We start from the raw sequence: 26,269 nt of genomic DNA on the forward strand, positions 1-26,269 counted from the left end.
GATCAATCCTTCACAGCAAAGAATGAATGACTTCAAGCAGATTGCTCTGATCAAACTTGCTCTTCACAATATAGGCGTTTGCTCCTGCGTTCAAACCCCGCTCCTTGTGCTCCCTGGACTCCAGAGAGGTCACAAGCACCACGGGTAGGCCTGCATGCCGCGCCTCGGCGCGAATCTTCTCGGTCAGGCCGAAGCCGTCCAGCCTCGGCATCTCCACGTCGGACACCACGAGGTCCACCGGGACGGTGTTCAGCGTGGCAAAGCCCTCCATGCCGTCCACGGCCGTGGTCACCTCGTAGCCGGCGGCCTCCAGCACGTTCTTGAGCAGCATGCGCGATGTGATGGAGTCCTCCACTACCAGGATGCGCGATGCGGGCTTGATCTCGGGGGCCGGTTTGGGCGGAGCCCAGAGCCGCGCGCCGGGCCGCGCCACCGCCGCGATCACGTCACTCATTTGCAAGACCGGGGCCAGCTCGCCCGTACCCAGCATGGTGACTCCGGCGATATGTCGCACGCGTTTGAGCTGCGGCCCCAGGTCCTTGAGCATCACATCCTGCTCCTCCAGCACCTCATCCACGGCCACGGCGGCCAGCTCGCCGCCGGCGCTGGCAATGAGCACGTCGCGCGCTTCCTGCTCCCCGGCGTCGCGTTCCGGAATGGAGAGAACCTCGGTGAGGTTGGCCATGGGAACCATCTCGCCGTCGTTGAAAAAGAGCTTGCGCCCGCCGGAGACGCGCATCATGGAGGGGTCCGCGCGCACCAGCCGGAGCACGTTGTTTTTGGGCGCGACGAATCGCCTGCCTCCGGCAGCCACCACCACGCCGCTGAAGGAGGTGAGCGTGACCGGGACCACGAAGGTCACGGTTGAACCAGTGCCCTCCCGGCTGGAGAGGCCCACATGGCCGCCCGCCTGCTCCACCTGGCCGCGCACAATGGCCATGCCCAGGCCGCGGCCGGAGATGGTGGTCACCTCCCTGGCCGTGGACAGATCCGAAAGAAAAGCCAGACCCAGTGTTTCCTCGCGGCTCATCTCGCGTGCGTGCTTCTCGTCGATCTTGCCGGCCTGGATGGCCTGCTTGCGCAGCGCCTCCACATCCATGCCCCGACCGTCGTCGCTGACGTCGATGCGCACGTGGCCGGCGCCCTGGCGCTCCACATGGATGCGCACCACGCCAGCCTCCGGTTTGCCGGCGGCCCGGCGCTTACCGGGAGTCTCGATACCGTGGTCCAGGGCGTTGCGCAGCACATGGAGGAAGGGGTCGCTCAGAAGCTCCAGGATGCGGCGATCCATGGCGATGTCCGCGCCGTCCACCTCGCAGATGGCTTCCTTGCCCTGTTGCCTGGCCAGGTCGCGCACCATGCGTGGAAACTGGGCCGTCAGCGCCTCGATGGGCATGAGCAGCACCTGCTTCATGGCCTCGTTCAGCTCTGACACCTGCTTCTCCAGCTCCCGGCGGTCGCTTTCCAGTCCGCGCCAGAGCGTGCTGAGCTGGTCGCGCAGGCCGGAAAAATCGGTGCGGCACGCCTCCAGAAAAGCCTCCATGGCTTCGCCCTGCTGTCCGCCGGCCTTCACCGCGGAAACGGCTAGGACGGGGGCCCCCGGAGCGTCCGCCTGCCGCAGTGCATACACCGGAGCGTGGGCAACACCATTCGGGCCGGCCGCCTCCTGGGCAGCAAACGCCGACGGGTTGTCGATGCGCGAGCTCTGCTCGTACTGCGCCTCAGACCACAGCCCTTCGAGAACCTGGAGGGACTCCACGGCCTCGCGCATGCCGCGGACCCGGCGTGAGAGTGAGATGCGGGTGGACTGGAGGTCTTCGGCCATGGCGCGGATTGCGCCGATATCCTCGGTGGCAAGGCGGATGGTGCCGGGCAGCCTGCCGTACTCTGCGGTACGGCGTTCACCGTCAGTCCCATGCGATTGCGCGGGCGGCTGAACAGGTGACTGGATGGAGGGCTCCTCGCTCCTGTCCTGTTGCGGCTGCGGCTCCTCCGGAAGGGATTCCGCCACCTCCGGAGATTCCTGCTTCGGAGCGCCTGTCTCCCAGGACTGAACCGGCCTCGGTCCGATATCCTGGCCGGCGGCCAGCGCCTGGAGCATGGACACGAGCTGATGGAGGCGCTTCTCGGCCTCCGCGCCGGCGGCGTCCGGCTTCTCCACAAGCTGCTCCACCAAAGCGGTGGCTGCGTGCAGAACATCGAAGGACGAGGCGGCCAGCGAGATTTCGCCGCGTTTCGCCGCGCTCATCACGGACTCGGCGTGCTGGCAGAGCTGCTCTATGTCCAGCAGCCCCACGGTGCGGCTGGCTCCCTTGAGACTGTGCAGCTCGCGATGGATATCCTCCACAAGCCGGGCGTAGATGGGCTCTTCCGGGTCCGGCGCGCCTTCGCGCACCTTTTCCTCCAGGGCCAGGAGCTGCGTCCCCAGCCGTTGCAAACGCTCACCGGCCTCCAGATGAAAGGCCTGCAAAAGCTTTTTGTGCAGTGCGCTGTCGCCTGTGTTCATGTGCCCTGATCAGTACTTGTAGCGTTGCACGATTCTGGTGAGTCCCTGCACCAGATTTTCCAGGATGCCGAGCGATTTTTCGAGCTGGCTGGCGCTTTCCACGTTCTGCTCCGTGGCCTCCTTGATGGCGGTCATAGCCTGAGACACCTGCTCCATGCCCAGAAGCTCCTCCTGGCTGGAGGCGGCGATCTGCGAGGCGGCTTGCGCGTCCTTGTTGGCGTTGTTCACCAGCTGCAGAATAACCTCGCCGGCGTGGGAGGAGAGCTCCTCGCCGCGTGCCACAGCCTTGGTGCCCTCCTCGGTGGCCAGCACGGCCGTGGAGGTCGCCTTGCTGATGTCTTCCAGAATGCTGCGGATACGGGCCGTGGACTCCTTGGACTGCTCCGAGAGGTTGCGAATTTCCCGCGCGACCACGGCGAATCCCTTGCCCTCCTCGCCGGCCTTGGAGGCCTCGATGGAGGCGTTCACAGCCAGGATGTTGGACTTGTCCGCAATGTCGTTCACTGCCTCGATGATCTCGGCGATCATCCGGCTCTTGTCCGAAAGTTTGATGATGTTCTGGGCAATGAAGTCCATGCGCTCGCGAATCTGGGACATGCCCTGGATGATGTCCTCGGTATAGCGTTTGCCGTCGCCCGCGCGCCGCAGGGCCTCCTGGGCGTTGTCCATCACCTGCTTGGCCTTCTTGTTGGCCAGGTTCGCCGTCTGCTTGACCTCATCCACGGTGGTGGAGGTCTCGGTTACGGAGGTGGCGGTCTCCGCTGCGCTGGAGGAGAACTCGGCCGAGGAGGCGGAGATCTCGCCGATGGAGGCGGCCAGGGTGTCGATGGCCTCCCTGCTCTGCTGGGTAAGCTCCCGCAGGTTGTTGACCATGGTGTGCATGGCCCGGCTCATGGTGTCGCTGTCCGATTGCGGCGTTATCTCCACGCGCAGATTGCCCTGGGCCACGGAGTCCATGCCTAATGAAAGCGTGCGTAGCGAGGCCACCATGCGCTGGAAGGCGTTGGACAGCACGCCCAGCTCGTCCTTGCTTCCTTTGGGCAGGGTGACGTCGAGATCGCCGCCGGCTATCTCGTCCGCGGCACGCACCACGCGGCCCAGCGGCCTGGTGATGGAAACCGTGATGATGTAGGCCATGATAATGGCCAGGAGGATAGCCACGCCCGTGGCGATCCAGATGATGATGCGGTTCTGCAGGGAATCTTCTTTGGCGATATTTTCCGTACGCGCGGACGCGCGTTGCAGGATGTCCAGCACATTGTCCAGGGCCAGCCGGAACTGCCGCAGATGCTCCGTGGTGTCCTGTAGATAGACCATCCGCATGTCGTCGTAGGCGGCGTCGCCGAGCTGCGCATACAGGGCTCGCATCCTGGCGTAGCTTTTGTGCAGGGCGATGTGCGGCGCCTCGATGGCCTCCAGAGGCTGGCGCAAGGCCGGCAGATCCGTCTCCAGCTCCATGCGCTCAGGGCTGTAGTACCATTGGCCGAAGGCGCACTGGTGATAGTCCTCCTCCACATGCACGCTGGAGAAGTCCCGCGCCATCAGCCCCTGCATCAGAGCGGCCGTCCACTCCAGATGGTCGTTTTCCTTGGCCTTGAGGTTATATCGATGCGAAAGTCTGTCCAAGGCGTTCTCGTAGGCTTTGCCGGAATGGTCCAACCCCATCTCCGAGCGCACGCTGACGAGTACAAGGAGCAGGATTACCAGACCGAATCCCAGGGCGAGCTTGCCGCCTACTGAAATATCTCTCCACTGCATGGGTGCTGTTCTCCCTATAACGTATGTCCGCGCACGGAGCTCCAGGCTCAGGCGCCTTTCTGCGCGATGTCCGCGCGCAATGTCTTGTCGGCAAGCAGCGTCGGCATGTCGAGCACCAGGCCGTGGCCCGCGGTGACCTCTACCAGGGCGTAGGCATAGGGCGCCAGCCGATCCGCCACGCCCTCCGGCACCGCCGAGACGTTTCTCGCCTTGACGCTGAAGACGCCCTCCACCGCATCCACGGCCAGGGCAAACTCCGTGGCCGGGGACTCGGGGTCCGGTCCCTGTACGATCACGCCCTGCACGACGCCTGCCGGCGCCGATGCGTCTCTGGACCGGCTCAGGCCGAAGAGCCGCGCGGCGTCGATGACGGCGTAGATGCGGCTGCGCAGGCTGGCCACGCCGGTGTAGAAGTCCGGAAGCCCCGGCAGCGGCAGCGGGTTGTCGAGCACCGCCACCTCCTGCACGTAGTGGGTGGGCAGACAGAGGTTGTCCATGCCCACACGGACAAGCAGGACATCGCCCCACTCGTCGCGCAAATCGGCAACGTTCGTGGCCGCCGGCTTGGCAAGCTCCGTGGCCCGGCGCCGCAGCGCGTCCTCGTCGCTGCCCCCGACGCATATAATGGTGTTTGCTTCCGCCACGTCCTGTCTATCCTGTTGCACTATTCCCACGTTTCATATTTCTTCTTAACGGCTTAGGAGCAAGCTTTCAACGAGTTCCCGCAATCGCGCTGCAGACATGCCTTCGGAAAGGGGGACCACCGCGTCCTCGCCCATATCTCCCAGCACGCCGAGCAACCTGCTGAAGTGGCGCTGGGCGCTGGCCGTATCGCCCTGACTACGCGCCATGAGCCCCAGGGAGAAGTGCGCCATGGCCAGGGACTGGTTCAGGTACAGGGCGCGCTCCATGTTCGCGACGGCCTCGTCGTTCCGCCCCAGCTCCTGCAGCACCAGCGCATGGTGGTAGCGCAGCTCCGGGTTCATGGGCTCGTCCTCCACGGCGGCCGAGGCCCACTCCTGCGCCTCCTCCAGCCGGCCACGGCTGGCAAGAGACTGCGCAACGATCGACTTGGCCCGGGCCCGGGATTCGAACCGCGCCCCGCCGTACCGCTCCAGATACTCGCGGCCATACGCCTCGGCCTGCTCCGGGTCGCCCTGGGCAATGGCCACTCCCGCCTCTATGAGCAGTTGCTCCGGCTCCAGCTCGGCCGGTTCCGGTATGACCGCCACCGGCTCCTCATCGTCGTACGACAGAGGCGCCTGGCCGACGTCATCATACGCCAGGGTCTGGGGCTCGGCGTACTCCCGCGGAGCGGAGCCAGAAAGGGAACGCTCCTCCGTGGACGAGTCCAGGCCGGCCCCATCCCGTTCGAACTTGCAGAACGCCAGCATATCCAGCGCGCGGCACGGCGTGAAAATTCTGGTCTCCAGCACGTGGGAGGATTCGGTGGGGCTGGTGATGAACCAGCCCTCGGCCGTGAGATTGCCGCGGATGCGCCGCAGGACCTGCTGCATCTTATCCGGCGCAAGGTAGATGAGCACGTTGCGGCAGAGGATCACGTCCATGCGGTCGCCGGAGGCCGGAGCGCTGTCGTTCCCACATAGGTTGAACGTGGAGAAGCGTATCCTGTCGCGGACGGTGTCCACAACCCGCCAGCGGTTGTCCTCGGTCTTCTCGAAGTACTGGTCCTTGAGCCACGGCGGGGCCGCGCGGAACGACCACTCCCGGTACACGCCTTCGCGTGCGCGCCGCAGAAAATCCCTGTTGATGTCCGTGGCGATAATCTCCACGCTCCAGGCTTCCGGGGACTCGCCAAGACGGGCGAACAACCTGTCCAACAGAATGGACAGCGTATACGGCTCCTCGCCGGTGGCGCAGCCCGCGCTCCAGAGTCGCAGGCTGTTGTCGCCGCGCAGCGACTTTTCGCGCAGAAGTTCCGGCAGGATGCTTTCGTCCAGGGCCTGCATGCTGCGCGGCTCCCGGAAAAAGTAGCTCTCGCCCACGGTCAGCTTATCCACAAGAATGGACAGCAGCTTGTCGCGGCTCCGGTTGGCCGGATCGCCCAGAATCATTTTCAGGAAGGTTGCGGTGGGAAGGCCGAGGGCCTTGGCCGCGGCGTCCACGCCGCGACTCAGATCCCTGTGCCGTTCCCTGGGGTACAGGAGGCCCCATCGGTCCAGCACCAGGTTGGCTAGCCTGGCTATTGCGTCGGATGATTGAACGTTCGTCACCGGCTCACTTCGTTGTCGGCGCCATGTCCGGCATCTCCCATGTCGAGAGCATCCAGCGCGGCGTCCAGCAGTTGCGCCTCCTCCTGGCTGAGAAAGGCGTCCATATCCTGAATGACCACCAGGCCGTCCTCCAGGGTAACAATGCCGGCCACGCCGTGCAGCTCCTTCCACACGGATTCGCCGGGGGCGATGCGTGGTTCCGGGGCAGAGCCCTGCGCTTCGGAATCTTCAGGAATCACGGCGCGGAACACGTCGCCCGCCTCGTCCACCCAGAGGGCTATCAGGCGATCACCCGCCGAGACGAAAACAAGCTGGTCCGAGGCGTCCATGGCCTTGGAAGGGAGCCCGAGACGACTGCGGGGATCGAACACCGGGACGACCCGTCCGCCCAGGTTGACCACGCCCAGCATGCCGCGGGGCGCTGCTTCGCCCACGGGCGTTATGGAAACCATGCGCGCCACCTTGTGCACCTCCACGAGCGGCAGCGCCAGGGTATGTTCGCCAAAGGATATGGAAAGATATGTGTGCTTCATTCCGCAGTGTCGTGGAACCGAGGCTCCACTCCCCCCAACACATTCTCTTATCATGTGATTTTTCCGGGGCGGTCAAGCTTTTCCGCCCGGCCGGGCACTGGGCGATGGTGCTCCGGGGAGGGCTTGCCCGGACCGCCGACGCCGTATCAGCCGCGGCTTTGACAGCATTATGCGGTTGTCTTCCGCGAGCGCATGGCAGACGGGCAGGGCCGTCATGCTGGCATTCCGGCTATTTCCTACCATTTTTCGTTGCTTATTCATAGACAATCGTCATGACGCGTATGGGGTTGCCACCTTCCCCGGGGTGATGGCGCTACGAATCTTCCGGCGACTGCGTGCGAAGCAATGTGGAATAGCGCAAATGGAGAATGTTCGGGTACTTCTTGTATATTGCCTCCAAACGCCTTCAATTTTCATGTATAATACGAGGAATTCCCCTGCATGCCCCTGAAAACGCGTTGATTTGACAGATATTTGGGGTGTGTTAGGGTAGTTGAATTGCGACATCGAACACGCCTGCCATATCTCACGGGCGGGAAGCTGGTCCCCGGAGGAACCGGCGAGTCGCCGCGTTGAACACATCCCCGCCGAATACGCCTTTACCAGCGAGTAGAACATTTATGACGAAAATACGGATCGAGAACCTGTACAAGATCTTCGGGCATGCGCCCGAACGTGCTATTCCCATGCTTCAGAAAGGGAAAGGCAAGGATGAAATCTTCAAGGAAGCCAAACTGAGCGTAGGCGTGAACAACGCCTCTTTTGACGTCAAGCAGGGCGAGATCGTCGTGGTCATGGGCCTTTCCGGCAGCGGCAAGTCCACCCTGGTCCGCTGCATCAACCGGCTTATCGAGCCCACGTCCGGCAAAGTCTACATCGACGGCGAGGATGTCACCGCCCTTGACGGCGAGTCCCTGCGGCTCATGCGCCAGAAGAAGCTCGGCATGGTCTTCCAGAACTTCGCCCTCTTCCCGCACCGCACCGTGCGGCAGAACGCCGCCTACGGCCTCGAGATCCAGAACGTATCCCTGGATGAGCGCAACGAGCGCGCGGACAACTCCCTGGCCCAGGTGGGCCTGGCCGGCTGGGAAGACGCCCTGCCGCGGCAGCTCTCCGGCGGCATGCAGCAGCGCGTGGGCCTGGCCCGCGCCCTGGCCCTGGACCCCGACATCCTGCTGATGGACGAGGCGTTCTCCGCCCTGGACCCGCTGATCCGCCGCGACATGCAGGACGAGCTGGTGGACCTGCAGCAGAAGATGCGCAAGACCATCGTTTTCATCAGCCACGACCTCGACGAGGCGCTCAAGCTTGGCGACCGCATCGTGCTCATGAAGGACGGCGCCATCGTCCAGGTCGGCGCTCCGGAGGACATCCTCACCAACCCGTCCACCGAGTACGTGGCCCGCTTTGTGGAAGAGGTGGACATCACCAAGGTGCTCTACGCCGAGTCGGTGATGAAGAAAGTGCACGACGTGGTCTACCTGGGCCAGGACGGCCCGCGCACCGCTCTGCGCAAGATGAAGAAGGCAGGCCTCTCCTCACTCTTCGTGCTAGACAACGAACACAAGTACGCCGGCATCGTTTCCGCGGAGGAATGCGCACGGCAGGTGGAGCTCGGAGCACGCGACATCAAGAGCGTCATCTGCACGGACTGCAAGACCGTGCCCCCGGACCTGCCGGCTCAGGACCTCATCCAGATCATCTACGACCTGCCGCATCCCCTGCCCGTTGTGGACGACGACGGCTACCTCAAGGGCGTCATCGTCCGCGGCACCCTGCTTGGCGCCATTGCCGAACGCGGCCGCGCCGTGGAGAAAGTGGGCGAGGAAGAGGAAAAAGAGGAGTCGGCCGCATAGCCGCTTCCTTGCAGCACCATTCTACTACATGCGCCCGTCAGGCTCCGGCCCGGCGGGCGCTTTTTCATAGGGAAGAAGGGCCGGCGCTCCGCCCGCGGTCAGATCACAGGAATCACGCGGCATAAGCCGGCCCGGATCGTCCGAAAAAGGCACGGCCGTTTCGGCTATTGATCCGCCGGCGTGCTCCCGGCCGGGGCCTGCTCCGTCTTCGGGGTTCTCAGCCCCTGCTTGAGCTGGCGCGCCTGCTTCGATATGGCGTCCATTGCCGAAAACGGAAGGGTCAGGATATTGCGGAAGGTGGTGAAGATGGTCTCCACAAACCCCACCCCGCCCTGCTCCACGGCCGGGTCGTCCAGGGGGCCCTGGATGATGATGGGAAACTCCGGGATCACCTTGGCGTCCACCATGATGGTGTAGTCCAGCAGGGCCAGGGGGATGTTCATGGTTCCCGAGCCCTTGGCCGTCATGGAGTCGCCTTTGGCGATGAAGTCGCTGTTGCGGAAGATGCCGTCCTGTATCTGGATGGTAGCGTGCGCCGAGCTCACCGGGATGACCACCCGCTCCCTTTTCGGCTTCACAGGTTCCGACTTCTTTTCGGAAAGGCTTTTCAACGGGCTCCTCTGCGCCGCGTTGCTCGTATCCGGAGTCGTCTCGCGGAAGTAGGCGTAGAACCCGTTCCTGACCATGACGTCGCCCCCGCCCGAGAGGGTGCGCAGGTGCTGCGCCGAGGAGAGCCCGGTGCTCGTCATGTGCATGACAATGCTGGTCTCGCCGCCCATCTGGTCCACATCGCCCAGCTTCATCAACACCTGGAACAGATCGAACTTCTCCAGCTCCAGGTCCACGACCATGGCCAGGGTGTCGGCGACCTCGCCGTGGATGCCCAGGCGGAGCTTGCCGTTGTAGAAGCTGGCGGTAAACGGCTCCAGCGAGAAGCTGGCGTTGTGCGTCTCCAGGATCAGATCCACGTCCTGGTAGTAGAGGTCGAAGAGCTCCAGCTCCCGGATGCGCAACCGGCCGCGGCTGCGCAGCTTCTTGAGCCAGTCGAGGTCCCATTGGGTGGGCTTGCTGGGAGCCGCCTTCTGCTGCGGGTGCGGATGGCCGAAGAGGTAGCTGTCCGCGTCCACGGCGTCGAGGCTCAGATCGAAGCTAAGCGCCCATTTCGAGCCGACCTCGCCGCTTTCGGACAGGGTGAACTCGCCGTTGGCCACGCTCTCGTCGAGGCGCAGGTTGAGGTCCTTGAAGCGGAGCCAGCCCGGCTTGGCCTCCACCTTGGCCTGCACCAGGCACGCCGAAAGGACCCCGGGCTCCAGGTTGGCGGGAGGCTCCACGCCGAGATAGGTCATGCACACGCGCGGCGCGAACTCCGGTAGGTTCAGCGAGGCCTGGAGCTTCCACGCCTCGCCGTAGTCCAGGGTTCCGCGGCTCTTCAGAAGCAGGCCAAAGCCTTCCGTGGTCATGGCGGATACCGTGAGCCGCCTTGCCGCCGTGTCGAGCCGGATCTGGCCGTAACTTTTTAGGTTGAGCGTACCCAATCCCTGGAGCAGGCGCTTGGTGCCCGGCAGGGACCACTCGCCCTTCTCGCCCTTGGCCGTGAGCTCGTACTTGGTGTCGCCAAGGCCCAGGCGGCCGCCCTTCTCCTTCTGCAACACGCCGTCGACATCCAGCCGCATCGTCTGCACGCGGTACGGCGACGGTCCGTTGCCGGCGTCATCCACCTCACCGATGGGCCACGCCTTGACCCCGTTCGCCGTGGCCAGCAGCGAGAAAGCACCCGCCTTGCCATTGCTTCGGCCGCGGCTCAAGGTGAGCTCCAGGGCCGACCAGGCGGACTGCCACGCGCCGTTCGCAACAGCCATGCCGCCGTTCACGATCCGGCCGGAAAGCTCTACGCCGCCCGATTCCAGCAGGTCCCGAACCGAGGCTCCCTTGGCGTGGACTCCGCAGCTCAGGGTTCCGGTCGGGAACGGTTCTGCTCCGGTCAGAAGCTTGTTTTCACGCAGATTGCCGCCAAGCTGCGCCAGGCTGAGGGACTCCACCGAGCCCTCCAGCGCCGCCTCGCCCGGCCGCACATCCCATTTGGCGTGAACCGATCCGCCGAAAACGTTCTTCGCATCAGCCTCCAGCCGCACATCTTTCCCATCCATGTCCACATCCATGGACACGTCGTTCAGGTCCAGCCCATAACCGGAGACCTTGTCGGCGCCGATGTTCAGCCGCACAGCGCCGAGCGGAGCTATGGCCGGCGCGGTCCCCTTGTCCAGCAACGCCTGCAGCCACTCGGGCATGCCGCTTTCACCGCCGAAGAGATCCTCCAGCGCCAAGGTACCCGTGGAGAGCAGCAACGACGCCGACGGCACATCGCCCAGCAGCAGCTCGCCGCGCCCGTGGGCAGCCATGTCCGCCAGCTCGACCTGCAGCTCTTCCAGCTGCACGCGCTTCTCGTCGAATCGGTATTGAGCGCGCAGCTTGAGCCCCTGCACGTACTGCAGCTCGCCGTCCGTAATCATATCGCGCCACAGCCGGCTGAGAATGCCGGTATCACGCACCGCGATGTTCACCTGCCCGCTGACGGGCAACATGCCCACGGGCAAGGGGGCGTGCACGGAGAACTCCACATGGGCCAGCCCGGTGTCCACCACGCCGTTTTCCAGCGATACCAGGCCTGCGGCGGTATCAAAATTGAATACGCCGGAGACCTTGCCGGCCAGGCGCTCCTCACCAATGGGCACGGAGCCATCAAAGGTGAACGTGGCTCCCGTGGTCTTGAGCGAAGGCTTGGCCGGATCGAGCGCGCACTCGCCTTTCAAAGCGATCTCGCCGGACAGCCCGCTGGTCGATTCCTCCACCCTGAAGCGCACCTTGTAATCAAACTCGATGCCCGGGCCGGTCTCCAGCGAGAATCGGTCCAGGAGCAGGGTCTCGCCGGTGGCCTCGTCAAGGTATCCCACGGTTCCGCCCATAATGCTGATGCCGCGCATGCGCTCGGCGCGCAGGGTCCAGCCACGCTCCGGCATGGCCCGGTGCGGTCTGCCCGGCTCACCCTGCACCAGCGACGGCGGCGACTCCTCCACCGCCATGCCCAGGCGCTTCATGAGCGGCAGCCAGTTGCTCCGCCCGTCGGCCTTGCGCCGCAGCTCGATGACAGGATGGTCAAGCACCAGCCGGTCGAGCACGATCTCCCTGCGCCGCAGGAGCGGCCCCAGCCGCATGCGCACCACGGCGCTTCTGGCGCGGATGAAGGACCCGGCGCCGAAGCCCTGGGGGTTCGCCACCTTCACGGCCTCCACGCGCAAGCCCAGCCACGGATAAATGGAAAGGTTGAGGTCGCCCTGGATGCGTACGTCGCTGCCCACCTGAGTAGAGAGCCAGCCCTCCACCTTGTCCCGGTACTCGTTGCCATCCTGCAGCACGAGAACGAGGGCGGCGAGCGTGACCAGTAAGGCGAAGCTCAGGCACAGACCCAAAAGTATTCTACGAATCATCCACGACGCCGATACGGGACTGCGGCGGGTCCGCAGTCCAGGTGAGTTGTTAAGATGGCGGCTAGTTCAAGCCGTGCTTCTTCAAAAGATTGTAATAGCTGGCGCGAGAGATTCCGGCAATGGCCACGGCCTTCTTAACATTGCCTTTAGAATCCTTAAGCAGGCGCTTAAGATACCGCTTCTCCGTCTGATCGCGGTAGCTCTTCAGCTTGGGCAAACGTTTGGGAAGCTTTCTCTCGCCAATGGCTGATTCCGCAGCTTCCGTCCCTTCGGCCTGCGGCCGGGGTGCGGCCGTCTTTTCCTCGGCAGCCGGCGCCGGTGCGACCTCAGGCTGGGGAGTGCTGTTGCCGCGGCACGCATCCGCTTTCTCCAGGGCGGCGGCGATCTCATCCTGATCCAGAGGCTTCAGGACATAGGCCATCTCGCCCAGACTCTCCAAGCGGCCGGCGGCCTCGGCGTCCAGCTCCTCCAGGGGCCCTTCCAGCAGTATGATCACGGCGGCGCCGCTGCCGCGAATCTCCGGGACAGCCTCCACGCCGTCGCCGTCGGGCAGGGTCAGATCCAGAAACACGTAGTCGAACCCGCCGTCCGCAACCGCGTCCAGCGCCTGCCCCTGGGAGACCACGTGGTTCGTGCCGTGCCCCAGCTCGTCCAGTTGACGCACAAGTGCACGACCGTCCATGAATTTATCGTCCACCACGAGAATGTTGGCCATATTTCCTCCTTATTCGCAGTGCTTCAAACGGTGAGGGAGGCGAATCCCTCAAGCAGCATGGCTTCCGCCTCCGCCGGCGGTACCGGCTTGGAGAAGAGGTAGCCCTGCGCATACCGGCAGCCGTGCATCCGCAGCAGGGCAAGATGCTCCGGCGTCTCCACCCCCTCGGCAATGACATCGAGCCCCAGGGATCGACCCAGGGTGACGACCGTCGAGACGATGGCTTCGCTCTCCTTGTCGGTGATGGCCGCGGAGATGAAGTCCTTGTCGATTTTGATGGTGTCTATGGGGAACTGCCGCAGATAGGACAGCGATGAGTAGCCTGTTCCGAAGTCGTCCATGGAAAGGCCGATGCCGATGCGCCTGAGCCGCGCGAGCATGCCCTCGGCCAGGGTGATGTGCTCCATGAGCACGTTCTCGGTGATCTCCAGCTTGAGCCGGCCGGGCTCCAGCCCGGACTCTTCCAGGATGGACTCCACCTCACCGATGAGCAGCGGCTGCATGAGCTGCTTGCCCGAGATATTCACGCTCACATGGGGTGCCCTGGCGTCGCGTCCGTATCTGGAAGCGATGAGCTGACCCCAGCGGATGGCGTCGGCGCAGGCGTTGGCCAGGACATCCCGGCCGATGGAGAAGATAAGCCCCGTGTCTTCGGCCAGCGGAATGAACTCATCCGGGCCGATGAAGCCAAGCCGCGAATGCTTCCAGCGCAGCAACGCCTCGAACCCGGCGATGGTTTCGTTCTCCAGGTCCACGATGGGCTGGTAGTAGACGAACAACTCGCGGGAGTCCGAGGCCTTGCGCAGATCGGTCTCCAGCTCCAGCGTACGCAGGGCTTCCTCATGCATGCGCTGGTTGAACACCTTGAAGCGGGACTTTCCATGCTCCTTGGCGCGGTACATGGCCGTGTCCGCATCGCGCAGAATGGACTCCGCCCGCTCGTACCCTTCCGTGACCAGGACGATGCCGATGGAGGCGGAGGTGAAGACCTCGTGCCCCTTGAGGTGGAACGGCGTGGAGATGTCCTTGAGAATCCGGCGGGCGATCTTCACAGCCTCCCTGGGGGCGTCGATGTCTTCCAGCAGGATGGCGAACTCGTCGCCGCCAAAACGCGCCACAGTATCCATGCCCCGGATGCTTTCCTGCAGAATGGCCGCCACCGAGGCCAGGAGATCGTCGCCAATGTCGTGGCCCAGGCTGTCGTTGATGATCTTGAAGCGGTCAAGGTCGAGGTAGAGCACCGCGAACAGATAGCCTTTCCGTCGTTTGGAGCGTTCCAGGGCCATGTGCAGATGGTCGAGAAAGAGCATCCTGTTCGGCAGATTGGTGAGCTGGTCGTGGAAGGCCTGGTGCTTGAGCTCGCTTTCCGTTGCCTTGCGCAGGGTAATGTCTTCCAACGAGCCCTCATAGTAGAGCGTCTCACCATTCTTATCCACAACCTTGCGCGCATTCTCCGAGACCCAGATGATGCTGCCGTCCTTTCTGCGAACCTCGGAGACGAAGTCCTTGATCTCGCCGTCGCGTTCGATTGCCTCCAGGAACTTGCCCCGGGCCTTGGGCTCCACGTAAAGCTGGCTGTGGATGTCCGAGACCGAGCCGATGAACTCGTCCGGGCTCTCATAGCCGAAAATGCGCCCCAGGGCCGGGTTTGCACTGAGGATGCAGCCCTCGGGCGTGGTCTGGTAGATGCCCTCGATGGCGTTCTCGAAGATGGCGCGGTACTTGGCCTCGGCCTTGCGCAGGGCCTCGCCCACCACGGAGCGTTCCGCCGCCTCCAGCTTGAGCTGGACATTGGCGCGGCGCAGCTCGATGGTTCGTTCCTCCACCTTCTGCTCCAGCAGCTCGTGGGTGCGGCGGGTGGTCTCCTCGGCCTGGCGGCGGTCCGTGATATCGCGCACGATGCAGATAACGCTCATGGTTGCGCCGATGCTCACCGTGGAGATGGTCACCTCTACGGGGATCAGCTCGCCATCGCTGCGCACGACCTCGATCTCCCTGTTGCCGCGCTGCGGCCCCCTGCTGCTGTCCGCGTCCTGGCAGGCCACGAGACGGCCGAAGTCCTCACCCAAAAGCTTGCTCACGGTGCGGCTTTCGATGTCCGCTGACGAGAGCCCGAACATATTGAGCAGCACGGGGTTGTAGCGGGTGATGTTGCCTTCCTGGTCGCACACGAGCAGGCCGTTGGCCATGTTGTTCATGATTGCGGACAGATAGGTGAGCGTTTCCTGGAGCTCGTTGGTGGCGTGCTCCACCCGAGCCTCGAGCTCGTCGAAAAGCTCCGCAAGATCGTCGGCCATGGACTGCATGGACCGCGAGAGCATGCCGACCTCGTCGTTGGAGCGGATCTCGATGCGCGAGTTGAAGTCGTGGGCGGCCACGCGTTTTGCGTACTCCGCCAGACGGATAAGAGGCTTGGAGATGTTGCGCGTGAACAGGAAGGCCACGGCCACGCTGGACAGGAAAACAAGGAGCGTGGCTATCTGATAGCGGTAGATGCCGCTGCGGATGTAGTCGGTTATTCGGCTGTGGTCCATGCCGATATGGACCCAACCTCCCACGCCGGCGAGAATGGGATAGGCGGCGTGTATGTACGAGGAATCGCCCACCTTGATTATCTCCAAGTGGGGCTCCAGGGCCAGATCCTTGCGCTGAGTCAGGGAGGTGTACAGCTCCACGATGGGCTGCGGCACCTTTGGCGCAAAGGTGTGGGCGAGGACCTCGCCCTTGTTGTCGGTAACCAGGACGTAGGAAACGCCCTCGATGTGAAGATACTGGTCGATACGCGCCTGCACCATGGCGGCGTCGCGCGCCAGGATCTTGTCGATGTCCGATTCCGCGAGGCTGCCAGCCAGGGCGATGGCCTTGCTCTCGTACTCGTCCGTCAGCCTGGAATCCAGCAGGAACGCCGTCAACAACGAGCTGACGGTGGCAATGACCCCGAACACGACAATCATGAAAAGCAGCGTCTTGTGGAACAAGCGCGAACGGCTTGTCCATGGATCTTCGTCCATGGATTCGCGCTGCCCTCGCACCGCCGGAGCAGCCTGCCATCCCGGACCGCCGGCTTCGGAGTTGTCCATATTTTTGGATTGTCTGAATTCCGGATCCATTGCCGCTCCGTGTTACCGCGATAGCGCTGCTCTGTCACGCATTACGGCGGGCCGTCGCATGGTAGCGGAAACCACGCTGGTATGGCAAATACATGACCAGGCCACTCTCCGGCTCGTGTACAAATTAGTGGACGCCGGCCGGCGTCATGGAGGCAGCTGCCATGCGGGTCATCTTCCTTGGCGTGGGCGAGGCGTTCGACGAACATCTGGCCAACACCTCCCTGCTTGCCATGCCGGACAGCCTCGATTCCGACGCAGTGCTGCTGGACTGCGGTTTTACGGCGGCAGCCGCGTTTTATCTCCACGCTCCGGCCGGTCTGCGCGCCGACGGCCTTTCCGCCATCGCCATCACCCATCTGCACGGTGATCACTTTCTGGGCCTGCCCTGGCTGCTGCACAGACTGGGCGAGGACGGCCGAACCACCCGTCTGACTATCCTGGGACCGGACGGCGCGGCCGACGCCGTTCCTGCCGCCTATGAGCTGGCCTACCCCGGCTCCTACGCCAAGCTGCCTTTCCCCATCGTCTACACCCGGAGCGCGCCCGGCGTGCAGCTTGACATGGACCAGTGGCGCTTCCGCTTCGCACCCAGCCGGCACGGCCTGCTCAACCTCGCTATCCGTCTGGAGCGCGAGGGCAAGGTCTTATGCTACAGCGGCGACGGCGCTCCAAGCCCGGAGAGCGCCACCCTGGCTAAAGGCGCGGACCTGCTGGCGCAGGAGTCTTATTTTCTGGACATCGGAAGCGATCCCGACGGCGTGACCGGGCACGGCTCTGTGGAGCGAAGCATCGAGCTGGCCAGGCAGGCCGGGGCCCACCGCCTGGCGCTGGTCCATATCGCGCGCAGCGTTCGCCACGGCAGGTACGACGAGATCGAGCGTATGCTCAACACCGCCGGCGACGTGCACGCCTTTGCGCCGCAGCCCGGCTGCATGTGCAGAATCTGAGATGAAAAAACGCCGCCGCAGAAAAGCGACGGCGTCTTCAGATGCCTACTGGGTGGCCGACGCGCTGGCGCCGTTCCGCGTCTCGCTCGGAGGCGCTTCTTTCCACCCTTCGAACTCCAGGACCTTTTTGGCAATGGCCTTGCCGGCCACCTCGTTGCCCCAGGCGTTCCAGTGGGTGTCGCGCAGGTGGTAGACGTGCTGCTTTTTCTGCGCCTCCTGCAGCGCGGGCAGCAGGTCCAGATAGGGGATGCCGTTCCGCTTGCAGAACTCGCCCACACGCTTCTGTGGATAATCCCGCACAAACTGGGACGGGTCGTCGACCATGGACATGAGCTTGTTCCACAACTCGTCGTTGACCTGCAGCTCGTCCGGGATGAACACAACGATGAAGTTAGGCCGCGCCTCCGTCCAGAGCTGCTTGAGCGCGCCCAGGTACATGTCGTAGATGTCCTGAATGTTGTTCCGCTCCGGCTGGCAGATAACAAGCCGCTGCAGTTCCCGGCGGATAAATATGTCCTCCGGCAGCGAGGGCTTCTCCTTGGAGGGATCGAGCACGTAGTCCGGAACCGCGGGCGCTCCCTCGCCGTCCATCCGCACGTCCCGCAGAGAGTTGAGCCGCAAAGGATGCTCAATCTTAATGCGGGGTGTCGCCTGCTGGTACGGGGAGACGAGCTTGTCGATGAACTTATACAGGCGCCAGTTCTGGTAATAGGAGTGCCGCAGGGCCTCCGGCTCGACCACGTGGAGGTCGTTGGTGAGGAACGCGGCGTATATCGTCAAGTCCGGATGCAGGGGCTTGGACACGTTGTTGTAGACACGGATCAGGTCGTGCAGCTCTGCCGAGGGAAGACCCATGTTCTGCACTTCCACCCGTCCCACTGCCGGGTCATTCTTCAACGCGGCACGCAGCTCGCGCTCCGCCACAGAGGTGAAGTTGTACGGCAGCGGCACCATGCCCAGTCCGAAGGAGCCGGTGATGGAGTTGATAATGAAGTCGCCGTCGGAGTTGGCCACGAACTCCTTGTCGTAGAAGTGGTTCTTATTGAACTTGTGGCCCAGGTAGACGTTGTCGAGGAGCATCTGCTGCTCGATGTACTGCTGCGACGCCTGCGACTCGTTCCAGTACACCATGGTAAAGAAGAGCTGGCTGTGCAGTGTCATGCCGAACTCCACCACGAAAATGACGCCTACGACTATGGACAGCACGCGGTCCACGGGGCGCAGAAGACGCGGCGGCCTGGACAGAGACCCCGGCGCATAGACGAGCGTCAGCGCCAGAACGCCGTGTATGGCCAGGTAGAGTCCCATGAACACCGTGCCCGTGAGCACGACGTTCTGGAACAGGGCTTCGAAACACAGACCGGCCACGATCGCGGCCGCGAGAAAACCATACGCCCATAAATGCAACAGCCACCAGCTCTCCAGCCGGCTGACGGCCGCCCACCACGAACGCCAGTCGCGTATCAGCCGGATCGCGGCAAGCACGAGGGCCACAGAGCCCACGGTCAGGCCTGCCATGCCCGCGTAGAACGTCGGGCGCACATGCGGCATGAACACGAGGTTCTGGGTGAAGAACTGGCCGAACACGGTCAGCGCGGCGATGACGAACGCTACAGGCAGCAGCGCAAGAAGAGCTATGGATATGGTTCTCGGGTGGAAAATCGAACGGAGCATGCAAGGGTATCCTGAAAATCATGCGGCGCCATCCGCAAGGGAAGGCGCCACCATAGTGAGATGCTTCAAGGGGAGGGAAAGGAGGCACGCGGCATTCCGCCCCCTTCACAGGCGAAGGGGGTGAGATATAGCGCGTTACGCCTTTGCTGACAAGGCAAGTTCCGGCATGGGCTACAGCACCTGTAAGCCCCAGATGTTCCTGGCGTATTCAGCAATGGAACGGTCGCTGGAGAAGAAGCCCATGCGCGCCGTGTTCAGAATGGATCGGCGGGTCCACTCATCCTGGTCGCGATACAGCGTCGTGACCTGCTCCTGTGTCTCTATGTAGGAGCGGTAGTCGGCCAGCAGGCAGTAGCGGTCGCCCCCGCTGAGCAGGGAGTCCACCAGCGGCTGGAAGAGGCCGGGATCGTTGCGGCTGAAAAAGTCGCCGGCAATCATGTCCAGGGTCCGTTTAAGCTCCAGGTCCTTCTCGTAATAGGCCCAGGGGTTGTAGCCCTCGCGCTTGAGCGTCACGATCTCGTCGGCCGTGTTGCCGAAGAGGAACATGTTCTCCTTGCCGATGCGCTCGGCCATCTCGATGGTCGCGCCGTCCAGGGTGCCGATGGTCAGGGCGCCGTTGATGGCGAACTTCATGTTGCCCGTGCCGGAGGCCTCCATGCCGGCCATGGATATCTGCTCCGAGAGCTCCGTGGCCGGGATGACCACCTCGGCCTGAGAGACGCGGTAGTTGGGCATGAAGTGCACTTCGAGCTTGCCCGCCACCCGCGGCTCGGAGTTGACCACGTCGGCCACGGCGTTGATAAGCCGGATGATGCGCTTGGCCATGAAGTAGCCCGGCGCAGCCTTGCCGCCGAAGAGCACCGTGCGCGGCGTGACGTCTATATTGGGGTTGTCGATGATCCGGTTGAACAGCGTGACCACGTGGAGGACATTGAGCAGCTGGCGCTTGTACTCGTGGATGCGCTTCACCTGGACGTCAAACACACTGTCCAGATTGATGGACACGCCCATCTGCCGTTCCAGATAGTCGCGCAGGTGCGCCTTGTTGGCGCGCTTCACATCGGCCCAGCGTTTGCGGAACTCGCTGTCGTCGGCGTAGGGCTCGATCTCCTTGATCAGGTCGAGATCGCGGAGGAACGCCTCGGAGTTCAGGGTCTCGCCGATGAGACCCGTGAGCCGCGGGTTGGACTGCCGCAGCCAGCGCCGGGGAGTCACGCCGTTGGTCTTGTTGTTGATCTTGTCCGGGTACAGCTCGTGAAAGTCCTTGAACACGGAGTCCTTGAGGATCTGGGTATGCAGGGCGGCCACGCCGTTCACGGAGTGGGAGCCCACAATGGCCAGGTTGGCCATGCGCACATGCTTCTGCTTGCCTTCGCCGATGAGCGAGAGCCTCTGCTTGCGCTCGTCCAGCTCGGCTCGGGAAAGGTTCGCATACTTCGCCTCCACGGTTTCGAGGAAGCGGCGGTTGATCTCGTAGATGATCTCCAGATGGCGTGGCAGCACCTGGCCGAAAAGCTCCACGGGCCACGTTTCCAGCGCTTCCGGCAGAATGGTGTGGTTCGTGTAGGCAAAGGTCTTCTCGCACACGGACCAGGCCGTGTCCCAGTCCACCAGCTCTACGTCCACCAGCAGGCGCATCAGCTCCGGAATGGCCACGGCCGGATGGGTGTCGTTGAGCTGAATGGCCACCTTGTCCGGGAAGTCCTTGAAGTCGTCGTTCTTCTTTTTGAACCGCCGCACGATGTCGTGCAGGGAGGCGGCCACGAAAAAGTACTGCTGCTTGAGCCGCAGCTCCTTGCCCTGGATGACGTCCTCGCTGGGGTAGAGCACCTTGGAGATGTTCTCGTCGCGGACCTTTTCCTCCACGGCGCCCACGTAATCGCCGGTGTTGAAGTAGGAGAGGTCGAACTCGCGGTCGCTACGCGCGGACCACAGCCGCATGTTGATGGTCCGGCGGTTGCGGTAGCCGGGCACCAGGGTGTCGCACGGCATGGCCCGTACCCGATTTTCCGGAATCCACTCGTTGCGCATCCGGCCCTTCTCGTCCACCCAGCGCTTCACGCGGCCGCCGAACTTGACCTCCACGAGGTTGATGCCGCGGTCGAACTCCCAGGGGTTGAAGGTGCGCATCCAGTTGTCGGCCTTTTCCACCTGGGCCCCGTTCTCGATCACCTGGTTGAACATGCCGTAATCGTAGCGGATGCCGTAGCCATAGCCGGGCACGCCCAGGGTGGCCATGGAGTCGAGATAGCAGGAGGCCAGACGTCCCAGGCCGCCGTTGCCCAGACCGGCGTCCCACTCCACCTCGGTCAGCTCTTCGAGGTTCAGCCCGAAGTCGGCCATGGCGCGGTACGCCGCGTGGTACAGCCCCAGACAGATGAGGTTGTTCACCAGCGACTTGCCGGGCAGGTACTCCAGCGAGAGGTAGTACACCCGCTTGGTTTCCTCGTCGTAGTAGCTGCGCTGCGTGGTCAGCCACTGCTCCACCAGGCGGTCGCGCAGGGCCAGGGCCAGGCCGTAGTAGTAGTTGTAGTGGTTCTTCCGGGCGTAGTCGCTGCCCAGGGTGGAGACGATATGGCGGATGACGTCCGCCTTTAACGCTTCAGGATCATCCTCGGACGGGGGGCAGTATCGCCATTGAAAGCTTTCCGCCGAAATATCGGGGTGTATGGGAAGATCGACTCTTTGTTTCCATTCAGACATGGCGGCGGCTCCTTGCGGTATGGCCGAGGCTGCGAGGTTCTCGAATCAATCCTCCCTTTATCGCGTCCGCCCTGTCCTTGGCAAACGTTCATCGGATATCCGCGAAAGATTCTCAAAACTGTAAGAAAAAAAACGGCGCACACGCCGCCGCGTCGTATGATGCCTCAATAAACGCAGAGGCCTGCACCTGTACGGTCAGTGCAGCAACTTGAGGATAATGAAGTGGACGAGGTACCCGACCCCGAATGACGGAAGGCTGAGCACTCACGGCCGGCAGAACGCGCTGCCGCGGAGCAGGTACAGAGCCAGGGCGAAGGTCCCCACGCCGGCGGCGATGCCCGCCACGGCTGCCAGGGTCTGGATGGTCATAGGCGCATCTCCGCTGTGGTTGTTTCTCTGGGGCAATGGTTCTGGTACCATCGGGAGCACAGAGCTGATGCCGTCGTGTCCCGCGTACCAGCACAACTCATCAGGCATGCACGGCGCAGCGTCAAGGGGCTGGACTCTGTTCGGCCGAGCCGTTAGGTTGCACCGGCCCGCGCCGCCCCTGTGGAAAACCGGCGCGGCATGCATCAGGAACCACATGCCTGTCACCAGGCGACAACACCTTCTGGAATACGATGCCCAACCATCCCCGAGTCGTCATCGTGGGCGGCGGACTGGCCGGCTGTGAATGCGCCCTGGCCCTGTCCCGCTACGATATCCCCGTCACCATTCTGGAGCAGAAGCCGCAGAGCTACTCTCCGGCGCACCGCAACGCGAACCTCGCGGAGCTCGTGTGCTCCAATTCCCTGCGCTCGGCCGACCCCACAGCCGCCGTGGGCGTGCTCAAGAGCGAGATGGCCGAGCTGGGCAGCGCGGTCATCGACGCGGCCATGGAGACCCGCGTGCCGGCCGGCAAGGCCCTGGCCGTGGACCGCGACGCTTTTGCCGCGGCCATGACCCGACGCATCGAGACGGCGCCCGGCGTCAGCCTGGAACGGCGCCACGTCCCATCCCTGGATGACGAGGTCCTGCAACGCGCCCTGGACGAAGGCGGCGCCGTGGTCATCGCCGCCGGTCCGCTGGCCTCGGAGCCCCTGAGCGAGAGCATCGCCGCCGCCCTGGGAGCCGAGCACCTCTACTTCTACGACGCTATCGCGCCCATCGTCACGGCCGACTCCCTGGACATGAACATCTGCTTCCGCGCCTCCCGCTACGGCGCGGATGAAGGCGAGACCGAGGGCGGCGACTACTTGAACTGCCCCATGAACGAGGCCGAGTACGACCGCTTCCTGGAGGCGCTGCTGGCCGGAGAGACCGTGCCGTGCCGGGAGTTCGAGAAGGAGATCCACTTCGAGGGCTGCATGCCGGTGGAGGCGCTGGCCGAACGCGGCCGGCTGACCCTGGCCTACGGCTCCTTCAAACCCGTGGGGCTGGTGGACCCACGCACCGGAGAGCGGCCATTCGCCGTGATCCAGCTGCGCGCCGAGAACCGCGAGGGCGGCAGCTACAACCTCGTGGGCTGCCAGACCAAGCTCACCTACCCGGAGCAGAAACGCATCTTCCGACTGGTGCCCGGCCTGGAGAACGCGGAGTTCGAGCGCATGGGCTCTGTGCACCGCAACACCTTTGTGGACTCGCCGCGGGTGCTGTCACAACAAGGAGACCTCATCGCCCGGCCCGGCGTGTATCTGGCCGGCCAGATTACGGGCGTGGAAGGGTATGTGGAGTCCGCGGCGCACGGCCTGTGGGTGGGGCACAGCCTGGGCGCGCGCCTGTCCGCTCTGGGCGAGGCGGCAGAGCCGCCGGAGACGTCGGTGCTGGGCGCCCTGCTCGGCCATCTGCACAGAGAGGCCAAGCACTTCCAGCCCTCCAACGGCAACTTCGGGCTCACGCCGGCCCTGAACAGGAAGGCTCCCAAGCGGATGCGCAAGGAGATCTACGCCAACCGCGCTCGCGAGGACTTTGCCGCGTGGCTGGAAACAGCCGCCGGAGTGCTGCGGTTGCCGGAGTAGGCCACGGCAGGCGTGCGGCGTTGGCCCGGCCGGTCCACAGCCAGAATGGTCTGTCGAGGCTTGTGCCAGGAGCAGTACGTAGAAGACGGTCGGATCAGGCCCTTTCGGCGCGCTTCTTTTCCATCACCTGTTTGAGCTGCTCGGCTTCATTGAAGCCTGAGCGCAGGGCCAAAGCCTTGTCCACGAACACCAGGCCCTTCTCCATGTCGCCCTTGTCGTACAGGGTGCGGGCGATGTTGTAGAACAGGTTCTCGTCCTGGCTGGCTATCTGCATGGCCCGGCCATAGTAGGCCAGGGCCTGGTCATACATGCCGGACTTGCGCAGCTTGATGCCGAACTCGTTGAACAGGTGCTTGTTGTCGTGGGAGAAGGTCTGGGCCAGGTTCACCAGCTTTTTGAGCACGCGCTCGGCCTCTTTGGTATCGCCGCGGTCCAGGTAGGTGAGCCCCAGGCCGAAGTTGGCGCGCACGTTCTCGCCGTCCATGTCCAGAGCGTTCTTGAACTCGAACTCCGCGCTGTACACCTCGCCCTGCTGGCGCTGCCGTTCCGCCTTGGCCAGGGTCTTGGTCAGCTTGCGCACGGCCGGCTGCATCTTCTTCTCGTACACCTCGGGATCCGGCGTATAACCAGCCAGGAACTCCTCCAGTGAGACCTCGCTCTCCTCGCCGGAGGGCAGGTAGTTTTCGTTGAGCTCCTGCACGCGGACCGAATCGCCGTCCTGCTCGGCGTAGACGTACACCTGGACATCCACCTTGCGCCTCGTGGTGCCAGTTCCGATCCAGCTTTTCTTCATGGTGCTGAAGACGCCGCGTACGCCGTCCTCGTGGCTGCTTTCGTTGCTCATCTATCTATCCCATCTTTTTCTTTCTTCAGAAGCCCGGCCTTTTGGCGGGCGTATGCTGGCGGTCATTCTTCGTGTACGACCACGGCGAGCTTCATGGGCCAGCCCGGCGTGCCCATTATCACGGACAGCACAGGCACGGCCAAGCCTGGCCGATCGGCCAGAAGAGCGGCATCCACGCTGTGCTGCACCGGCTCCGCGCCCTGCCTGGCCATGGATTCCACAAAGTAGCGCTCCACAATCTCCATAAAGCGCAGGCATTGGGCCAGACAGGCCTCACGGCAAGAACCGTCGTACTGGCCGGACAGGTGGCCGGCGATCTCCACGGCGAAGGCGTTGTCCAGCAGCACGGTGCATACCGTGCTCCGGCCGTCCCCGCTGCGGAGAAAGAAGCTGAACTGCAGCTCGAAATCGTCCAGGGATTCCAGCATGCAGACGCCGAGGACCTTGACCCGCTCCTTCATGAAACGGGAGGAGGCCGTCTCCAGAGCCTTGATGATCCCCCGGAGCAGACTCTGCTGGGGATGGTCCGCCAGAGCAGAATCCACGGACTTGCGGCTGCGCTCCTGCTCGGCGGCAAAGGCCTCCAGCGCGGCCTCGAACTGCTTGTCGTCGATGGCGCCCATGGCCAGCAGGGCCTCGCCCAGGTGGCATGTACGCACGTCCTGCAGGAACAGCAGATCATCAAGCTGCACCGTGGTCAACAGCTCCAGCTCCACCGCAATCTCACCAAAGGGTTTGTCGGAGCTCTTCTGCGTCTCGAAGATCCGCTCCGCATCCTCTGGCCGCAGGTACTCCCTGGAGCAGGCCAGCTCACCCAGCAGGGTCTCGGAGTGGCTCTGCTCGGCCCGCGCCTGCTCAAGCACGGTCTCGTCGACGATTCCCCGTTCCAGCAGGTATCTGGCAAAAAATTCGGTCATTTTCTTGGGCAACGTCACGATGTCATCGCCTTATCCAAGGAACGTCAGGTCTTCCACCGAAACAGGCTTGTCCGCCGCCGCCTGCAACACGTCCAGCAGCTCTTTGCCTTCCGGGAATTCGGGATTGAGTTGCAGAGCGCGCCGCACCACCCAGATGCCGGCCTTGTACCGGCCCTTCAGGTGGAGCACGCGGCCCATGTTGTAGAGCAGGTGCTCGTCCGTCTTGCACAGCCGGAAGGCACGGTTGTAGTGCATCAACGCCTGGTCCAGCAGGCCCTGCTTCCGGAGCAGGATTCCGAACTCGTTGAAGAGGTGCTTGTGCGATTCCTCGAAGGCGCCTTCGATGTGGCCAAGGCGCTTGAAGACCAGCTCGCCCTTGTCCTTTTCCCCGCGTTCCAGATAGGTGAGGCCCAGGCCGAAGGTGGCCCGGATATTTTCTTCATCGATGCGCAGCGCGTTCTTGAACTCGTACTCGGCGCTGAACAGCTCGTTGTTCTCGAAATGCCGCTCTCCCCGCGCCACGGTCTTTTCCAGCTCCCGGACTGCGGGCAGGAACCGTTTCGTGTAGACTTCCGGTTCGGGAAGATATTGCTCCAGCAGCTCTTCGCGGGTGATGGTCTGCTTTTCGCCGGTGGGTATGTGGTGGTTGTTCAGAGGTTGGATGGAAAAGCGGCCGTCCTCCTGCTCCTCCACGTACATATAGACGGTCTGCGCAGTGTTTTTCCGCGTAGCTCCAAAGCCGATCCGCGCCTTGGCCTGCGTGGAGAACACGCCGCGAATTACGCCTTCGCTATCGAATTCCGAAAGGTCTTTGGTCATGGCAGGGGGTGGATCGTGCTGTTCATCCGATGCTTTTATTTAGCTTGAATCCTGTCCGCTCGTCCAGCCGTTGCCCTATTCTGCGATTACGCCTCAACATGTGGGCGGCGTTGACTTTACATGGCGTCCGGGGGATAACGTACACGATGTCCATCGACCCGACACTACGAC

General features: G+C 63.4%; 16 protein-coding genes. 3 read left to right on the forward strand and 13 right to left on the reverse strand.

Features of this window, described 5'->3' with window-relative positions; translation table 11 throughout:
- Window positions 1–10: 10 nt before the first annotated feature.
- From E8L03_RS09155 to E8L03_RS09175, 5 genes are read right to left on the reverse strand one after another with little or no spacing between them, the layout of a single operon-like run.
- A complete protein-coding gene (locus E8L03_RS09155; protein ID WP_171267173.1) occupies window positions 11–2,506 on the reverse strand; it encodes a hybrid sensor histidine kinase/response regulator in 2,496 nt (831 codons plus the stop codon).
- Between the two features lie 9 nt (window positions 2,507–2,515).
- Window positions 2,516–4,264, reverse strand: a complete 1,749-nt coding sequence (locus tag E8L03_RS09160) for a methyl-accepting chemotaxis protein (protein ID WP_171267174.1) — start codon at window positions 4,262–4,264, stop codon at window positions 2,516–2,518.
- Window positions 4,265–4,311: 47 nt separating this feature from the next.
- On the reverse strand, window positions 4,312–4,908 hold the full coding sequence (locus tag E8L03_RS09165) for a chemotaxis protein CheW (protein WP_171267175.1): 597 nt from the start codon (window positions 4,906–4,908) through the stop codon (window positions 4,312–4,314).
- Between the two features lie 45 nt (window positions 4,909–4,953).
- Window positions 4,954–6,498: a CheR family methyltransferase gene (locus tag E8L03_RS09170; RefSeq protein ID WP_171267176.1), complete on the reverse strand. Its 1,545-nt coding sequence runs from the start codon at window positions 6,496–6,498 to the stop codon at window positions 4,954–4,956.
- Entirely contained in the window at window positions 6,495–7,031 is a 537-nt protein-coding gene (locus tag E8L03_RS09175; RefSeq protein ID WP_171267177.1) for a chemotaxis protein CheW, read from the reverse strand. The genes E8L03_RS09170 and E8L03_RS09175 overlap by 4 nt, the downstream gene beginning before the upstream one ends.
- A gap of 620 nt (window positions 7,032–7,651) precedes the next feature.
- Between E8L03_RS09175 and E8L03_RS09180 the strand changes: the two genes are divergently transcribed.
- Window positions 7,652–8,887: a quaternary amine ABC transporter ATP-binding protein gene (locus E8L03_RS09180; RefSeq protein WP_144233525.1), complete on the forward strand. Its 1,236-nt coding sequence runs from the start codon at window positions 7,652–7,654 to the stop codon at window positions 8,885–8,887.
- A 164-nt stretch (window positions 8,888–9,051) separates the two neighbouring features.
- Here the strand turns inward: E8L03_RS09180 and E8L03_RS09185 are convergent, their stop codons facing one another.
- The 3 genes from E8L03_RS09185 to E8L03_RS09195 form a co-directional block, all read right to left on the reverse strand.
- Window positions 9,052–12,372: an AsmA family protein gene (locus E8L03_RS09185; protein ID WP_171267178.1), complete on the reverse strand. Its 3,321-nt coding sequence runs from the start codon at window positions 12,370–12,372 to the stop codon at window positions 9,052–9,054.
- A 61-nt stretch (window positions 12,373–12,433) separates the two neighbouring features.
- A complete protein-coding gene (locus tag E8L03_RS09190) occupies window positions 12,434–13,087 on the reverse strand; it encodes a response regulator (protein WP_144233523.1) in 654 nt (217 codons plus the stop codon).
- A 23-nt stretch (window positions 13,088–13,110) separates the two neighbouring features.
- Entirely contained in the window at window positions 13,111–16,197 is a 3,087-nt protein-coding gene (locus E8L03_RS09195) for an EAL domain-containing protein (RefSeq protein ID WP_144233522.1), read from the reverse strand.
- 161 nt (window positions 16,198–16,358) lie between these two features.
- Between E8L03_RS09195 and E8L03_RS09200 the strand changes: the two genes are divergently transcribed.
- A complete protein-coding gene (locus E8L03_RS09200; RefSeq protein WP_171267179.1) occupies window positions 16,359–17,144 on the forward strand; it encodes an MBL fold metallo-hydrolase in 786 nt (261 codons plus the stop codon).
- 45 nt (window positions 17,145–17,189) lie between these two features.
- Here E8L03_RS09200 and E8L03_RS09205 read toward each other — a convergent pair whose 3' ends face one another.
- A complete protein-coding gene (locus E8L03_RS09205) occupies window positions 17,190–18,818 on the reverse strand; it encodes an alginate O-acetyltransferase AlgX-related protein (RefSeq protein WP_171267180.1) in 1,629 nt (542 codons plus the stop codon).
- A 171-nt stretch (window positions 18,819–18,989) separates the two neighbouring features.
- Window positions 18,990–21,521 carry a glycogen/starch/alpha-glucan phosphorylase gene (locus tag E8L03_RS09210; RefSeq protein ID WP_144233519.1) on the reverse strand — a complete coding sequence of 844 codons (2,532 nt, stop codon included), beginning with the start codon at window positions 21,519–21,521 and terminating at the stop codon, window positions 18,990–18,992.
- A 620-nt stretch (window positions 21,522–22,141) separates the two neighbouring features.
- Between E8L03_RS09210 and trmFO the strand changes: the two genes are divergently transcribed.
- Complete coding sequence (gene trmFO / locus E8L03_RS09215) at window positions 22,142–23,518, forward strand: methylenetetrahydrofolate--tRNA-(uracil(54)-C(5))-methyltransferase (FADH(2)-oxidizing) TrmFO (protein WP_171267181.1); 1,377 nt, start codon at window positions 22,142–22,144, stop codon at window positions 23,516–23,518.
- A 94-nt stretch (window positions 23,519–23,612) separates the two neighbouring features.
- On the opposite strand, the gene E8L03_RS09220 is transcribed toward trmFO, so the two are convergent.
- The 3 genes from E8L03_RS09220 to E8L03_RS09230 form a co-directional block, all read right to left on the reverse strand.
- A complete protein-coding gene (locus E8L03_RS09220) occupies window positions 23,613–24,362 on the reverse strand; it encodes a tetratricopeptide repeat protein (protein WP_171267182.1) in 750 nt (249 codons plus the stop codon).
- 62 nt (window positions 24,363–24,424) lie between these two features.
- Entirely contained in the window at window positions 24,425–25,297 is an 873-nt protein-coding gene (locus E8L03_RS09225) for a hypothetical protein (protein ID WP_171267183.1), read from the reverse strand.
- Between the two features lie 12 nt (window positions 25,298–25,309).
- Window positions 25,310–26,098, reverse strand: coding sequence for a tetratricopeptide repeat protein (locus tag E8L03_RS09230; RefSeq protein ID WP_144233514.1), 789 nt, complete (start codon window positions 26,096–26,098; stop codon window positions 25,310–25,312).
- Between the last annotated feature and the right edge of the window lie 171 nt (window positions 26,099–26,269).

This window comes from Oceanidesulfovibrio marinus (assembly GCF_013085545.1).
Lineage (GTDB): Bacteria > Desulfobacterota > Desulfovibrionia > Desulfovibrionales > Desulfovibrionaceae > Oceanidesulfovibrio > Oceanidesulfovibrio marinus.